At 71.5% G+C, this 14497-nt stretch carries 13 protein-coding genes; 8 read left to right on the forward strand and 5 right to left on the reverse strand.

The window, feature by feature from the left end; translation table 11 throughout:
* Positions 1 to 11: 11 nt before the first annotated feature.
* Together WAB15_RS05550 and WAB15_RS05555 are read left to right on the forward strand one after the other, a co-directional pair.
* Complete coding sequence (locus WAB15_RS05550) at positions 12 to 272, forward strand: hypothetical protein (protein WP_407285537.1); 261 nt, start codon at positions 12 to 14, stop codon at positions 270 to 272.
* A gap of 16 nt (positions 273 to 288) precedes the next feature.
* The gene (locus WAB15_RS05555; RefSeq protein ID WP_407285538.1) at positions 289 to 639 is read left to right on the forward strand and encodes a PRC-barrel domain containing protein; all 351 of its coding nucleotides are present in this window, start codon (positions 289 to 291) and stop codon (positions 637 to 639) included.
* 97 nt (positions 640 to 736) lie between these two features.
* Here the strand turns inward: WAB15_RS05555 and WAB15_RS05560 are convergent, their stop codons facing one another.
* The gene (locus WAB15_RS05560) at positions 737 to 1819 is read right to left on the reverse strand and encodes a hypothetical protein (RefSeq protein ID WP_399147454.1); all 1083 of its coding nucleotides are present in this window, start codon (positions 1817 to 1819) and stop codon (positions 737 to 739) included.
* Positions 1820 to 2117: 298 nt separating this feature from the next.
* Between WAB15_RS05560 and WAB15_RS05565 the strand changes: the two genes are divergently transcribed.
* The gene (locus WAB15_RS05565) at positions 2118 to 2309 is read left to right on the forward strand and encodes a DUF6381 family protein (protein WP_399147453.1); all 192 of its coding nucleotides are present in this window, start codon (positions 2118 to 2120) and stop codon (positions 2307 to 2309) included.
* Positions 2310 to 2399: 90 nt separating this feature from the next.
* Here WAB15_RS05565 and WAB15_RS05570 read toward each other — a convergent pair whose 3' ends face one another.
* Positions 2400 to 3200, reverse strand: a complete 801-nt coding sequence (locus WAB15_RS05570) for a caspase family protein (protein ID WP_399147452.1) — start codon at positions 3198 to 3200, stop codon at positions 2400 to 2402.
* A 198-nt stretch (positions 3201 to 3398) separates the two neighbouring features.
* Between WAB15_RS05570 and WAB15_RS05575 the strand changes: the two genes are divergently transcribed.
* From WAB15_RS05575 to WAB15_RS05595, 5 genes are read left to right on the forward strand one after another with little or no spacing between them, the layout of a single operon-like run.
* Positions 3399 to 4292, forward strand: coding sequence for a DNA/RNA non-specific endonuclease (locus tag WAB15_RS05575; RefSeq protein WP_399147451.1), 894 nt, complete (start codon positions 3399 to 3401; stop codon positions 4290 to 4292).
* Positions 4293 to 4310: 18 nt separating this feature from the next.
* Complete coding sequence (locus WAB15_RS05580; RefSeq protein ID WP_407285539.1) at positions 4311 to 5246, forward strand: alpha/beta fold hydrolase; 936 nt, start codon at positions 4311 to 4313, stop codon at positions 5244 to 5246.
* A 7-nt stretch (positions 5247 to 5253) separates the two neighbouring features.
* Positions 5254 to 9360, forward strand: coding sequence for a hypothetical protein (locus WAB15_RS05585; RefSeq protein ID WP_407285540.1), 4107 nt, complete (start codon positions 5254 to 5256; stop codon positions 9358 to 9360).
* Positions 9357 to 10490 (forward strand): trypsin-like peptidase domain-containing protein, encoded by a 1134-nt coding sequence (locus tag WAB15_RS05590; RefSeq protein ID WP_399147448.1) that lies wholly within the window; start codon positions 9357 to 9359, stop codon positions 10488 to 10490. Before WAB15_RS05585 ends, WAB15_RS05590 begins: the two co-directional genes overlap by 4 nt.
* A gap of 27 nt (positions 10491 to 10517) precedes the next feature.
* Entirely contained in the window at positions 10518 to 11585 is a 1068-nt protein-coding gene (locus WAB15_RS05595; RefSeq protein WP_399147447.1) for a trypsin-like serine peptidase, read from the forward strand.
* Positions 11586 to 11609: 24 nt separating this feature from the next.
* On the opposite strand, the gene WAB15_RS05600 is transcribed toward WAB15_RS05595, so the two are convergent.
* From WAB15_RS05600 to WAB15_RS05610, 3 genes are read right to left on the reverse strand one after another with little or no spacing between them, the layout of a single operon-like run.
* Positions 11610 to 12650, reverse strand: a complete 1041-nt coding sequence (locus tag WAB15_RS05600; RefSeq protein WP_407285541.1) for an ABC transporter substrate-binding protein — start codon at positions 12648 to 12650, stop codon at positions 11610 to 11612.
* A 45-nt stretch (positions 12651 to 12695) separates the two neighbouring features.
* Positions 12696 to 13571: an ABC transporter permease gene (locus WAB15_RS05605; RefSeq protein ID WP_399147445.1), complete on the reverse strand. Its 876-nt coding sequence runs from the start codon at positions 13569 to 13571 to the stop codon at positions 12696 to 12698.
* On the reverse strand, positions 13561 to 14376 hold the full coding sequence (locus WAB15_RS05610; protein ID WP_399147444.1) for an ABC transporter ATP-binding protein: 816 nt from the start codon (positions 14374 to 14376) through the stop codon (positions 13561 to 13563). The genes WAB15_RS05605 and WAB15_RS05610 overlap by 11 nt, the downstream gene beginning before the upstream one ends.
* Positions 14377 to 14497: the final 121 nt, after the last annotated feature.

The raw sequence follows: 14497 nt of genomic DNA on the forward strand, positions 1-14497 counted from the left end.
GGTGAGGCCGGGTGGAGTCGGGGCCGCTGGGGCCGCGTCGGACGGCCGAGGGCCGTCATGAGACGCCGGAGGAGCGCGCCGACCGACGGTGGGTCGAACTGCTGCCGCTGGCGACGGTCGCCTCGGCGCTGCTGCTGATCCTGCGCGTCGCGATGGACGACACCGCGGTGCCGTGGATCGTCGCGGGACTCGCCGCCTGGTTCATGGTGTGCTGGTTCGCGCTGCCCGCCTGGGCCCTGCGCCGCTACACCCGCACCGCACCGAAGAAGTGAGAGGGGAGGTGTCGCTGTGACGGACAGCATCTGGCGTTACCACGACTCCGTGGAACGCCGGGCCGGGACCGATCTCACCGGCTACTCGGTCGAGGCGATCGACGGCACCGTCGGGACGGTCGAGGCGCAGGTCGACGAGGCCGGCGCCGCCTGTCTGGTCGTCGACACCCATGTGTGGGTCTTCGGCCGGCACGTCCTGCTGCCGGCCGGCGTGGTCTCCTCGATCGACCACGAGCGGGGCACGATCTATCTCGCCCGTACGAAGAAGGACATCGAGGACGCACCGGAGTTCGAGCGGGAGAAGCACATCGGCGACGACGAGTACCGCCGGCGGCTCGCCGGGCACTACGGCGCTCCGCACTCCTGAGGGGCCACGCCCGTCCACCGGGCGGGCGAAGGGCGCGGGCCGGGACCCCGGTCGGGGTCCCGGCCCGCGCCCACGGCGCCATGTGTACGGCGGCCGCTCATGCTCCGGCCGTGACCGGGTCTGCCCGGCGCGGGCGGACCAGCAGCGCCGCCCCCGCGAGTCCCGCACTGACGATGGCCAGTCCCACCGCGATGACTTCGGGCCACATCGCGGTGTCGCCCAGTCCGCTGCCCAGTGGGGTGAGGACACCGGCCCGGGACAGTGCGTGCAGGGCGACGATGACCATGGCCGCGGCCGCGCTCACCGTCCAGACCATGGCGGTGTCGCGCATCGCCAGCCAGCCCGCAAGCAGCAGGTAGATGACGGTGATGGCCATCGAGAGCCCGGCGGCGGCCTGCGCGCCCTGCATGTGCGAGGAGTTCACGGGCAGATGGCTCAGCCCGCACAGCGCCAGCGCCGCGGCAGCCGGCCAGCGCAGTACCGAGTGCAGCACACCGGGCAGCGCGTAGCCGGGCGGCCGGGGCTCCTGGTGCGCGGCGTGCCACGCCGGGCCGCCCTGCGGCGCGTGGCCGGCCTGCTGCTGGGCCCAGGGCGGGCGGTTGGGGTGCTGCGGCGGGGCCTCGCGACGTGCGGTGTGCGGCGGCCCGGCGTTGCCCAGGGGCCGTACGTCGGGGTCGAGGACGTGCATGGCCGTGGTGGGCTCCGGCTCCATGGGGCCACCGGGACCGGGAGGGAAGTGGTCGGACAGATGCGGGGAGTCGCCGCCGTAGGGGTCGGCGCCGAAGAGGTCGGCACCGCCTTGCTTCGTGCGGTCGAACAGCTCGATCAGCTGCGCGACCTCCTCCACCGACCTGCCCACGGCCGCGGCGCGCAGCGCGTCATGGCTCGAGTCCACGGTGTTCGGGGCGGCCCGGAGCAGTTCGCAGAGCGCAGCGACCTCGCTCACCGGACGGGACACGACCGCCACTCGCAGGGCCTCGTCACCGGGGTTGGGAACGTCGTCGCTGCGCTTGAGCAGTTCCACAAGGGCGGCGACCTCCTCCAGGGGCCGATGGGTGACTGCCTCCCACAGAATGGTGCGGGCCGAGTTCTTCTCAGGGGTGTCGGGCGGAATGTGCTCGCCGTGTTCTGTCGATGACAGTTCGGCGTCGCCCCCACAAAGTGCTGGTTCGGATGTCATGGAGGGTCTCCACTGAACGAGGAGAGCGTCAAACACCAGAAGCGCTGACACTCAGCGGACGTTGTGCTGCTGTGGTTCAGCCAACGTCCCTCTGGGGCGCCCTCGCCATTCAGGAAGGCCATCCGGTGGAGACACGCCGAGACGCCCGGGCGCGCCGCGGTCGGGGCGTTCCTACGATCCGGCTTCGTTGCGGTCGGCGGTTTTCCGCGGCGGGGCGAGTGGCCCTTCGAGGTGCCGACGGCCGCCGAGCCTGATTCGCTGGTAGAGGCGACTCCCCTACACCGTGCGAGGACAGATCATGAATGCCTCAGGAGAAACACGCGCACGAATCCAGCAGATGCGCGACAAGGCTCAGGAATTGAAGGCGGCCGCGGAGCGCACCAGCGACCCGGACGAGCGGAAGCGGCTGCAGGAGAAGGCCCGCAGGCTGCAGTCCCAGAGCGAGCAGGAAAGCATGATGCGGGGCGGGGACATCTACCCCGCGGAGTGAGTGAGCGAAAGAGAAATATGAGTGCGGGACGCGGCCCTCGGGCCGCGTCCCGTCCGTGTGTGCCCGCGCGCAGGCGCACGCGGGACGCCGTCACACCGTGAAGGGCTGCTGCTCCAGGAACGCGTCGGCGGGCGCTCCGGTCACAAAGAGGTTGGGGATCTGGGTGGCCGGCATATTGCGCTGGATGTCGTGGTGGAAGCTGCGATAGCCACCGCGGAATGCCCCGTTGTTCCAGACCTTCAGCAGAGTTCCGGTGAATTCTCCGTTGACGTCGCCGTCGGAGGCCAGCTGATCGTCCTGGCAGGCGGAGATGAGAAGCGCGTCGGCGCCTCGCGCGCGGCTCTTCCCCGCGGCCAGATCGCGCTGGATTTCCTGGAAGAACTCCTTGTCCCGCTGGTAGATCTCCTGCTGTTTGGGGACCGGCATAAGGCGTGCGTGCTGCTCGTTCCCGCCGGGCAGCTCGGTGCCGGTGCCGCTGTGGCAGCAGTCCAGGAAGGCCAGGATGCGGACGCCCTGGGCGAAGCGCCCGAATTCCCGGTGCAGCTCGTCGTCGAGGAATTCGCGGTCGTAGAACACCAGGGTCTCGTCGAACTGGTCCGGCTCCTCGTCGCGGCCGTCGGTGTTGGGCACCTGTCCGCCGTGTCCGGAGTAGGTGAACAGCAGGATGTCGCCGCTCTTGAGGGCCTTGGCCGCCGCGCGCAGCTCGGCGGTGATGTTCTTCACGGTGCCGTCGGAGGTGAGCAGGGTGGTGTCGTCGAACCCGGCTCCGTGTGCCAGCCGCGCCATGTCGTGTGCGTCGTTCTCGCAGGCGACGAGCCGGCCGTCCCAGCCGCCGTACCTGTCCGGATCGACCTGGTTGAGTCCGACGTGGAGGGAGAGGCCGGTCGGCATGGGGGGCTCCTTGGAGACGGCGGGGTGACGGGCAACGCCTGGATGCGTTCCGTGGCTCGTCCACCGCTGAACGCGGCGTGGTGCCCAACCGCCTGAACGGGCCCCTCCGGGCCGTGCGCCGGGGACGCCCCCGGCTGTTCGAGTGGCTTCCGTGGGGCACCGATTCGGCGGTCCGCGCCACCGGGAACCGGTGGTCACATGATCCCATCAGATTCCCCGCAGTCGGGTGGGGCGACGGCCCGGACCGAGTCCCGGGATCCGTTACCCGACCGAGCGGGCTACGACGAGAACTTCCTCGGCGTCCCGGTCCCGCTGCCGACGCCGAGCAGCCCCGACGTGCCGTCCGTGGTCCTGCCGTACACCCACTTCACCGTCGTGCTGCGCCCCGACCGGCGGATGGCGGCGGCCACCGCGGTGTGCATCGACGGCCGCCTCCTGGTGGAGCACGTACCCCGGGAGAGCAGCTGGCGCTTCGATCCGCGGCTGGACGAGCGCCACCAGTCCGGTGACGAGGTGTACCGCGACAACTCCCTGGACAAGGGCCATCTGGTGCGCCGGCTCGATCCCGTATGGGGCGAGGCGACGGAGGCGAACAAGGCCAACGCGGACACCTTCCACTACACCAACGCCGCCCCGCAGGCCGATGTGTTCAACCAGGGCAAGCAGCTGTGGCAGGGGCTGGAGAACTTCCTGCTCGACCACGCCGCGACGTTCGACCGCAAGCTGACCGTGCTGACCGGACCGGTGCTGCACGACTCGGACCCGCCGTACCGGGGCGTACAAGTGCCGCTGCGCTTCTGGAAGGTGGCGGCGTTCGTGCAGGACGGGTCGCTGGCGGCGACGGCGTACGTCCTCGACCAGAGCCCGGACCTGACCCGGGACGCCGAGCGGGCGCTGGCCGGCGCGACGCCGGGGGCGCCGCCTCCCCTCGGCGCCTTCCGGACGTTCCAGGTACCGGTGTCGGATGTCGTCGAGCTGACCTCGCTGGACCTCGGGCCGCTGCCGGCCGCCGATCTGATGCCGGCGGTACGCGCCCCGGGCGAGCGCTGGAAGCGCCTCGCCTCCCACGACGACATCATGATGCAGCGCTGAGGCGCGGAGGGAAGCGCGATGCCACCCACGGTTGTCTACGTCCACGGAAACGGGAACAAGCCGCGCGCGGAGCTGCTCAAGTCCCAGTGGGACACGGCGCTGTTCGGCCGGGACATGGGTGCGGCATCGCGGATGGCGTACTGGGCCCCGGTGCGGTATCCGGCACCGCTGCCCGATCTGCGGCCGGACCCGCTGGACGGCGGGCCGGAGTTGGTCGAGGAACTGCCCGCCATGGCGGAGCGGGCCGAGGCCGAGCCGCCCGAGGAGTTCGTGGCCCGGACGCTCGACGAGGCGCGGCGGGAGGCCGGCGACCTCGGGCTGGAGGGGCGGGCCGGCCTGGAGGAGCGCGCACTGGCCGACTGGCTGCGGGACATGACCTACCTCGCCGACACGCTGGCCCACGCCGGTGAGCGCGAGGAGCCGAGCGAGGAGCTGCCGTTGGAGGCGCTGCCGCTGCCCCAGCCGGGCCGGACAGCGCTGTTCCGGCTGCTGGTCAAGCACGCGTTCCAGGACGTGCACGCCTACTTCTTCGGCGGGTCGGGGCCGGCGATGCGGCAGGTGGTCGCGCGGTCCCTGGACGGCCTGGACGGCGGTCCGCTGGTGGTCGTCGGGCACAGCCTGGGCACGATCATCGCCTACGAGGTGCTGATGGAGCAGGGGCGGGACGTGGAACTGCTGGTCACCCTCGGCTCCCCGCTGGCGATCTCGGAGGTGCAGGACCATCTGGCGCGGCCACCGGCGGTTCCGGCAGGCGTGACCGCCTGGCGCAACGCCTCCGACCTGCGGGACCTGGTGGCGCTCGACCACACCCTGCGGCCCGAGTACGCACCGCAGGAGAAGGTCACCGATCTGCTGGTCACCAACGACAGCAGGAACCACCACGGCGTCACCGAGTACCTGTCCCAGCGCCAGGTCAGGGAGCCGGTCCAGCGGATCTTCGACGGTGCGGGGTAGGTGCGACGTGCCGCTGGACGAAACCGAGTGGGACCTGGTCACCGACTGGGTGCAGACCTATCTGGTCGACACCACCGAGCCGCACATCCAGCTCGCCCAGCTCGGCTTCCCCCCGGAATTCATCGCCGCGCTGCCGCTGGGGAAGGTCAGCTCCGACAACGCCCGCGCCCTCGTGCACCAGTCGCGTACGGACATCCAGCGGCAGCTCAGGCTCGTCGAGGTGCTGACCGCGGAAGACCGGCTGCGGGTGCTGCCGCAGGTGAGCAAGGCCGAGGAGTTCCGGGACCGGCTGCGCGAGGACTTACGCGCCCACAACGCGCGGGACAACTTCCGCACCTGCGTCCTCAAGAACGGCACCGAGGCCTTCATCGACCGCCAGGACCTGCGCGAGACCCTGCGCCGGTTCATCGCGGACCCCGACAAGTTCATCCTGCTGGTCGACGGCGAACCGGACAGCGGCCGGTCCTACACCTACGGCTTCCTGCGCCACATCGGACAGCACTGCGGATTCCGTCCGGTACGGGTCACCCTCACGCGCACCTCCACCGCCGCCCGGGTCGTCCGGCGGCTGGCCGACTTCGTCGCCGGTCCGCACGCCGGGGCCTCCCCGCTGAACCCCACCGGCCTCAACGACCTGCTCCCGTCGATCGACGAGGCGGCGCACTGGGTGGCCGGGCGGGCGACCGCCGTCGAGGAGCGGCTGTGGCTGGTCCTGGACGAGTGCGACAAGCTCGACCCCAGCTCCGATGTGTGGGACTTCATCGGGCAGCTGGCGATGGCCATCTACGAGCACGCCGACGTACGGGGCGACGACGCACCCCGGCTGGTGCTCCTGGGATACGGGCCCTCGATGCGCCAACTCCCCCACGACCTGCGGGGAAACATCTGCTGGGACACCGCGCGGGTGGCCGAGCCCGGCGATCTGCGCGCCTTCTTCGACCAGGTCTTCCACGAATCGCCGCCCGCGTTCCTCGGCAGCGGAGACGCCCGGGAAGCCACCATCGCCGAACTCGTCGACGTGGCCGTAGCGGAGGTGCTGCACGCCTCCACCGCGGACACCGGGCACGGCGAAAGCTATATGCGCAGGATGTGCACGGCCGCGGAGGGGGCGATCCATGTCTATCGATCCGCTGAGCGGTTCACCGAACCGCCCGGCGGCGTACGGGAGTTGTTCGCCACCCGGTTACGGGCGGCGCTGTGCACCGGCGAGGACCGGGCCCCGGATGTGCCCGCGGCCCGCCGGGCCTACCGCGAGGCGGCCTGTCTGCTGGCCCGCTTCGATCCCCGCCGGCTCAAGCTGCCCGGGGAGGAGCGGGCCGCCGGCACCGCGGCCCTGGAGCTGGTCGACGACTGCACGACCCTGGGCATGCCGGACCGGGCCGAGTGGGCCCTGGCGTCGGACGTCCGGGAGGAGGCGTTACGCGGCCTGGCCGGACCTGCGGTGGCCCGGCGGGTCCTGGAGTGCAACCTCGACCAGTTTCCCACCGGGCCGGGACCGGAGCGCTTCGCGCTGGCCTTCCTGTCGGGCAGCCCGCCGGCCACCGACCGCATGACCGTCGACGAACTGGCCGATGTCCTCCAGGCGGTGCTGTGGCTGTCCCGGGTGCCGGGCACGACCGGCCTGCCGGACCCCGCCGCGCTGCAGCACTCCCTGGAGCGGGCCCGGCTGCTGGAGCCGCTGGAACGCCTGGCGCGGCGGCCGTTCCAGGGCCGGGACCGCGAACTGGCGGAGCTGCGGCGCTATGCCGGCCTGCCCGCGGCGTCCGGGCGGCAGGACTCCGGCACCTCCGCCGGCGGCAGCCTGGAGCCGGCGCCGCCGCTGGTCATCCACGGCGCCGACGGCATGGGCAAGAGCACGCTCCTCGCCAAGTTCGTGCTCGACGGCGTCCACGGTTCCGGCGGCGGCTTCCCCTTCGCGTACATCGACTTCGAGCGGCCCACCCTCTCCCTCCGGGAGCCGGTCACCCTGATCGCCGAGGCCGCCCGGCAGCTCGGGGTCCAGTACCCGGCCCACCGCGCCGAGCTGGACGCGCTGGCGGACGAGTCCCAGCAGGTCGTCCGCAGCCAGCGGGAGGGGCAGGAGCGGGTGACCCAGCTGCGGCAACTCGCCACCACTCGGGCGGTGCTGGGGCGCCGTTCCTCCCAGCAGTTCCAGATGCTGGCCGCCGGACGGGAGACCGATCTGATCCGGCGGGTCGCCGACGTCGTGGTCCGGGCGGTCGCGGACGGCAAGACCGACACGAACGAGCCGGACCCGCCGTTCGTGATCGCCGTCGATTCGTTCGAGGAGGCGCAGTACCGCGGATCACCGGTGGTGGGACGGATGTGGGCGATCTTCCTCACGCTGCAGAGCGTCTATCCGGGGCTGCGGTTCATCGTCTCCGGGCGGGCGTCGGTCGAGCATCCGGCGAGGGCCACCATCCCGCTCGACATCGAACTCGGCGAACTCGCCCCGGAGGCGGCCGTCGACGTGCTGATGTCCTGCGGGGTCGAGGACCCGGACATGGCGCGGGCACTGGCCGACCGGGTCGGCGGCCATCCACTCAGCCTGAAGCTGGCCGCCCGGGCCGCCACCCTCGCCGGGCCGGAGCCCGAGCGGACCTGCGAGCTGATCCGCAGCCTGCCCGAACGCCGCCGCGAGGTCTTCCGCAACGTCGACCAGCTGCTGGTCCAGGGCATCCTCTACGACCGGATCCTCAGTCACATCGTCGACGAGGACGTCCGCCGCCTCGCCCACCCGGGCCTGGTGCTGCGGGTCATCACACCGGAGGTCATCAAGGAGGTGCTCGCCGAACCCTGCGGGCTGCCGGCGGCGACCATGGAGCGGGCCCGTGCGCTCTTCGACGCGCTGAGCCGACTGGACCTGGTCGAGCCGGCCGGCCCGGACGCCGTGCGCTACCGCGGCGACGTCCGCGCCATCATGCTGCGGCTGCCGGGCGGCGACCGTACCGAGGTGATGCGGGCCGTCGAGCGGCGCGCCGTCGACTACTACGCCGCACGCGAGGGGCTGGAGGCGCGGGCCGAGGAGATCTACCACCGGCTGCGGCTGGACGAGAACCCGCGCTCGGTGGAGGAGCGGTGGCTGCCGGGCGTCGAGCGGTATCTGGCCGGGGCGCAGCAGGACATGACCCCCCGGGCGGCCGGGCTGCTCACGGCACGGCTCGGCGGTGGCACGCCCGACCAGGTCGCGGCGGGCGCCGACCAGGAGGACTGGGAGCGGATCGCCGCCCGCGAGGTGGAGGACCTGCTGGCGCAGGGGTTCGCGGAGGCGGCGTTCGAGCGGATCGGCCGGCGCCGGCCGTGGACGCCGTGCAGCCCGCTGCACGCGCTGTTCGCCGAGACGCTCAGCCGGCTCGGACGGCTGGCCGAGGCCCGTGCGGCCGTGGCGCAGGCCCTCGGCCCGGCGGAGCACGCGGGGTGCGAGGAGCGCCATCTGGAGCTGCTGCTGCTCTCCGCCCGGCTCGCGGAGGAAGCCGGCGACGGGGAGAGCGCCGGCCGGGACCTGCGGGTGGCGGAGGACGTCGCGGTCGGCCTGGGGCAGGATCTGGAGGCGATGGGCGCGCTGCTGGCGCGGGCGCAGCTGACCGCGGGCAACGGCGGCACACAGGAGGCGGATCAGCAGCTCGCCGAGCGGCTGCGGCAGCTGCCCGACCACGTACTCGCCGATCAGCCCGTGCTCGTGCGCGCGGTCGCCTCGCAGATCTACGAGCTGGAGCCCGGGGCGCTCGACCATGCGCTGGAGGTGGTGGGCCTGTCCGCCGACGACGAGACGCTGGACGCGCTCGGAGCGGCGATGCGCCGCGCGACCCTCCGCCAACCGGCGCTGCTGGGCGCCGTGATGGAGATCCTGAACCAGGCCGCGGGGCCGACCCGGCCGGACACGGGCGGGGCGCCCAGCAGCATCGCGGGGATCCTGCGGCTGGCCCGCGACCGCGGCACGCTCGACGAGCTGGCCCGGCGGCTGCTGGACACGCCCGACGAGAGCGGGGAGATCGTCGCCGGAGTGGCGGCGGCCATGGGAGTGGGCAGCACGGGCCGCCCGGCGGCCACCTCCCGGATCGTCCAGCACGCGCCGGTGCCCGGGCGCGCCCCAGCGGAAAGCGGTGACCGGTGAACACCTATCTCTCGCCCGACGAGATCCAGCAGCTGCTGGACGCCGCCGTGGAGACCGGGCTGGCCGACCCCACCGTCCGGCCGCTGCTGCTCGACGGGATCATGCCCCGCTACCGCGGCACCCTGCCGCTCAACCCCGCCCCCGGCCGACAGGTGCGCTCGGACCTCAACGAGATGAACCGGGTGGAGCGGCTGGTGGACGGCTCGGTGCCGCTGGAGATCTGGCTGCGCAACGCGGTCGCCGAGACCACCGAGGCCGATCCGCTCACCGTCTTCCAGCGGGCCCTGGACGAGGTGGCCCGCAAGGCGGGCGGTGAACCGGATGTGCTGGCCGGTCTGCCCACTCCGGCGGCGGAGATCAAGGAGGAGATCATCCATCGGGACGACACCGTCCCGATCGGGTTTCTGCGGGGCGGTGAGCTGGCCGGCGGGGCGGTGGCCCGGCTCAAGGTGCCGCCCTACCAGGGGGGCGCGCCGCTGCAGCCGAACGGCTTCCCGCACTCCGGTACCGGGTGGCTGATCGCCCCGGACCTGCTGGTCACCAACCACCATGTGGTCAACGCCAGGGCCGGGACCGGCACGGGGCGGCCGATGGCCGACGGCGCGGATCTGCAACTGCAGGCCCGGCACACCACCGCCCGGTTCGACTTCGACACCGACGAGGTGGAGACGGAGGAGGCCACCGTCGGCGAGCTCGTCGCCGCGGACGCCGAACTCGACTACGCGGTGCTGCGGTTGGCTCCCGGCCCGGCCCGGCCGGTGCTGAAGCTGGCGGACGGGCCGCTGGCGGTCGCCCGGGGCGACTACGTGGCGGTCAACATCATCCAGCATCCGGGCGGCCGACCGAAGCGGGTGGCGCTGCGCAACAACCTCGTCTACGAGGCGGACGAGCACGACATCCGCTACTTCACCGACACCCGCGGCGGCTCCTCGGGCTCGCCCGTGCTGACCGACGACTGGAAGGTGGTGGCGCTCCACCGGGGCACGCGGCGGGTGGAGAACGTCCAGTTCCAGGGCCGGACCACAGCGTTCGTCAACGTCGGCACCCAGATGCGCAGCGTGATGCGCCATCTGGAGACCACCAGTCCAGGTGTCCATGCCGAGATCGCCGCGGCACAGGCAGCGGTCTAGCGGGGGCCACAGTCCAAGGAGGGCAAGATGCGCAGAGGGAACAGATCACCGGTCGCGGCGGGGCCCGAGCGGGTCTTCTCGGACCTGCGGGAGGTCGCGGCGCGGGTGCGGGACGGGCTGTCCTGGGAGATCCCCGAGTCCCTGGAGGAGCTGCCGGCGGACGAGCTGCCGGCCGGGCAGATCTCCCAGTTCGCCCAGCAGGAGCGGACCCGGGTGCTGTCGGCCGGCGTCAGCGGTCTGGAGAAGCTCGCCGAGGGCCGCGACGACGAGATCAGCGACGACGAGTCCTTCGGCATGGAGGCCATCGTGCTGCTGGAGGGCCGGCCCGCCATCCTCGTCCAGAACCACGACTTCGCACCGCAGCAGGGCGACTGGGCGGTGCTCGACGGGCACCGGGCCGCGATCCGGGAGTCGCTGACCCGGGTGGGGCGGGTCGAGCTGACCGGGCACATCAGCCTGGACTGGCTCGGCACGGCGTTCCTGGTCGGCCCGGACGTGGTGCTGACGAACCGTCATGTGGCGGCGGAGTTCGCCCGCGGCGGCGGCGCAGGCTGGACCTTCCAGCCGGGCGTCAGCGTCAATGTCGACATGGGTGAGGAGTACGGCGGCGCCGCGCCCGGTGGCGGCGGCCCCTCCTTCGACGTCGTGGAGATCCTGGGCATCCACGAGGACGTCGATCTGGCGCTGCTGCGGGTCGCGCCGCCGGACGGCGGCGGCGCGCTGCCCTCTCCCCTGGCGGTGGCCGCCGACGCGCCGGGCGATCTGCCCGGGCGTCCGGTGTACTGCGTGGGCTATCCGGCGTACGACGGCCGACGCAACGAACCGGAGTCGATGCGCCGGATCTTCATGGACATCTACAACGTCAAACGGCTCCAGCCCGGCACCACGACCGAGCTGGTGCCGGACCGGAACGTCATCCAGCACGACTGCTCCACCCTGGGCGGCAACAGCGGCTCCCCGGTCATCGACCTCACCGACCACCGCGTACTGGGCCTGCACTTCGGCGGTCGCTACGGCTTCGGCAACTACGCGGTACCGCTGTGGCAGCTGGTCGACGATCCGCTGCTGGGCCGGGCGGAGATCAACTTCGTCTGACCGGGGTGGCCCGCCGCCTGCCGGTCAGCCCGCCTTCTTGACGAATTCGGTGGTGTAGGTCTTCTTCAGATCCACCGTGGCGTTCTTGAGGTTGGGGTTGAAGGACTTCAGCACGCGCTCGACGGTGGCGGGGCCGTCGGCCGGCATCACCCCGTCCTTGGTGAACATCGGCAGGGTGTCCTTGATCGCCTGGACGTAGAGCTGCTTGCCGCCCTGGGCGTAGTCGGACGGCATCTTCGCGGCGATCTGCTCGGGGGTGTGCGTGGACATCCACTTGAGGGTCCTCACCAGGGCGTTGGTCAGCTTCTGCACCTCCTTCTTGTGGCTGTTCACCCAGTCGGTGCTCATGTAGAGGCTGGAGGAGGGGTACGGGCCGCCGAGCGCCTCCTTCGAGCCCTCGGGGGTGCGCATGTCGATGAGGACCTTGCCGAGCTTCTTGTCGACGATCTGCGCGGCCGTCGGATCGGTCGTCATCCCGCCCTGGACGGAGCCCTGCTGGATGGCGGAGATGAAGGTCTGGCCGGCACCGACCGCCACCGGCGTGAACTCGTCGGTCTGTACGCCGTTCTTGACCGCGAGGTACTTGGTCAGGAAGTCGGTGGACGACCCCAGGCCGGTGACCCCGAGCTTCTTGCCCTTGAAGTCCTTGGCCGAGGTGAGGTCGGCGGCCGCCTGGTTCGAGACCACCTCGACCTCTCCGGGGGCGTGCGCGAGCTGCACCACCGATTCCACCTGCTTGCCCTTGACCTGCAGATCGAGGGTGTGGTCGTAGAAGCCGACGACGCCCTGGACGTCGCCGGAGACGAGCGAGGTGGTGGCCTGCACACCGGCCGGTTCGGTGAGCAGGGTGACGTGGATGCCCTCGTCCTCGAAGTAGCCGAGTTGCTGGGTGAGTCTGGCGGGCAGATAGATGACCTTGTCGAGGCCTCCCACCATGATCTTGATCTTGCCGTTCCCGCCGTCGGCGGCGGAGTTCGTCGCGCCACCGCCGCCGCACGCGGTGAGGGTGGTCAGGGCGAGCAGGGCGGCGGCCGCGACGGCCGGGAGCTTGCGGTGCGCAGGCATGGTGACGTCCTTAAGCGAAGGAAGGTGTGGTGGGAGACGGGGAGTTCAGCGGTCGGCGGCGTCGGCCGGCTTCCAGCGGAAGAGCCGCCGTTCGAGGAAGGCCAGCAGCCCCTCGGCGAGCAGCGCGACGACGGCCAGGATCACCATGGCCGCGTACACGCCGGCCGCGTTGAAGGTGCCCTGCGACGCCGCGACCAGCAGGCCGAGGCCCTTGGTCGCGCCGATGTACTCGCCGACGATCGCGCCGATCAGCGCGAAGCCGAAGCTGACGTGCAGGCTGGTGAAGATCCATGAGGTGGCGGAGGGGATCACGACGCGCAGCGTGACCTGGCGGCTGCTCGCGCCGAGGATCCGGGCGTTGGCGACCAGGTTGCGGTCCACCTCCCGGGCGCCCTGGAAAGCGTTGAAGAAGACCGGGAAGAAGACCAGGACCACGGCGGAGGCGACCTTGGAGGCCGGTCCCAGGCCGAACCAGATGAGGAAGATGGGGGCGAGCACGATCCGAGGCAGCGCGTTGAGCACCTTGATGTAGGGGCCCAGGACATCGGCGAGGAAGCGGATCCGGCCGAGCGCGATGCCCAGCACCACCCCGCCCGTCACCCCGATGACCCAACCGAGCAGCGCTTCGTAGAGCGTGTACCAGACCTGCTCCCACAACGAGCCCTGCGGGGTGCCGTGCAGTGCCCACTGGGTCATCTGGTCGAAGATCTTGGAGGGCATCGAGAAGTTGAAGGGATCGATCACGGCGGCCCGGGCCAGCCACTCCCACAGTGCGATCAGCCCGACGAGCAGCAGCACCCGCGCGCCGTGGACCAGCAGCCGGTGGTTGCGTGCGGTGCGCGCCCGCTGCCGCGAACGGTCCACTCCCGCAGGGGACTTGGTCACCCCGACGCGCCGCGCGGGGACGGTCTCAGGCGGCATCGGCGGCACCCCTCTCGCGGGTGATCCGGACCTCTTCGCCGAGCGAGGACCAGATCTCCCGGTAGATCTCGATGAACCGTGGCTCCAGCCGCACCGACTCGACCCGGCGGGGGCGCGGCAGATCGACCTCGAAGACCTCCTTGACGGTCGCGGGGCCGGCGGTCATCACCACGACCTTGTCGGCCAGCGCGATCGACTCCTCCAGGTCGTGGGTGACGAAGACGACGGAGGCGCCGGTCCCCGACCACAACTCCAGGAGCTCGTCCGACATCAGCGCCCGGGTCTGCACGTCGAGTGCGGAGAACGGCTCGTCCATGAGCAGGAGTTCGGGGTCGTTGACGAAGGTCGCGGCGAGCGCGACCCGTTTGCGCTGACCGCCGGAGAGCTGATGCGGATAGCGGTCCTCGAAGGCCGCCAGACCGACCCGGGCGAGCCATTCACGCGCCCGCCGCCGGGCCTCGGGCTTGGGTACGCCGCGGAAGCGGGGGCCGGCCATCACATTCGACAGCACGGTGCGCCAGGGGAAGACCGCGTCCTGCTGGAAGACGAACCCGATCTTCTCGCCGATGCCGCGGACCGGCTCACCGGCGACCAGCACCTCGCCCTCGGTGGGCTCCTCCAGCCCGCTGATCAGGGTCAGGGTGGTGGATTTGCCGCACCCCGTGGGGCCGACCACGGCGACGAACTCACCGCGCCCGACGACCAGGTCCAGATCCCGGACGGCGGTGTGCAGCGCCCCCGACGGAGTCCGGAACGATTTGCTCGTTCCCCGCAGTTCGATAGCGGGGCTCGTGTGGCTGCTCATGGCCCGGCAGGCTAGGAGTGATCCGGACCACAGCCCGCCTTGTGGGCACAAGCTGCCTTTCTGCGCGCAAACCCTGTTGTGCTCGTTTTGCTCACGCTAGAAACGACAACCGCGATACAGG

Origin of the sequence: Streptomyces sirii (assembly GCF_045690365.1) — a bacterium.
GTDB classification, from domain to species: Bacteria; Actinomycetota; Actinomycetes; order Streptomycetales; family Streptomycetaceae; genus Streptomyces; species Streptomyces sirii.

Coding starts and splice junctions, on each gene's coding strand:
- WAB15_RS05560 (WP_399147454.1), bottom strand. CDS start 1,819: ATGACATCCGAACCAGCACTTTGTGGGGGCGACGCCGAACTGTCATCG.
- WAB15_RS05565 (WP_399147453.1), top strand. CDS start 2,118: ATGAATGCCTCAGGAGAAACACGCGCACGAATCCAGCAGATGCGCGAC.
- WAB15_RS05570 (WP_399147452.1), bottom strand. CDS start 3,200: ATGCCGACCGGCCTCTCCCTCCACGTCGGACTCAACCAGGTCGATCCG.
- WAB15_RS05575 (WP_399147451.1), top strand. CDS start 3,399: ATGATCCCATCAGATTCCCCGCAGTCGGGTGGGGCGACGGCCCGGACC.
- WAB15_RS05580 (WP_407285539.1), top strand. CDS start 4,311: ATGCCACCCACGGTTGTCTACGTCCACGGAAACGGGAACAAGCCGCGC.
- WAB15_RS05595 (WP_399147447.1), top strand. CDS start 10,518: ATGCGCAGAGGGAACAGATCACCGGTCGCGGCGGGGCCCGAGCGGGTC.
- WAB15_RS05600 (WP_407285541.1), bottom strand. CDS start 12,650: ATGCCTGCGCACCGCAAGCTCCCGGCCGTCGCGGCCGCCGCCCTGCTC.
- WAB15_RS05605 (WP_399147445.1), bottom strand. CDS start 13,571: ATGCCGCCTGAGACCGTCCCCGCGCGGCGCGTCGGGGTGACCAAGTCC.
- WAB15_RS05610 (WP_399147444.1), bottom strand. CDS start 14,376: ATGAGCAGCCACACGAGCCCCGCTATCGAACTGCGGGGAACGAGCAAA.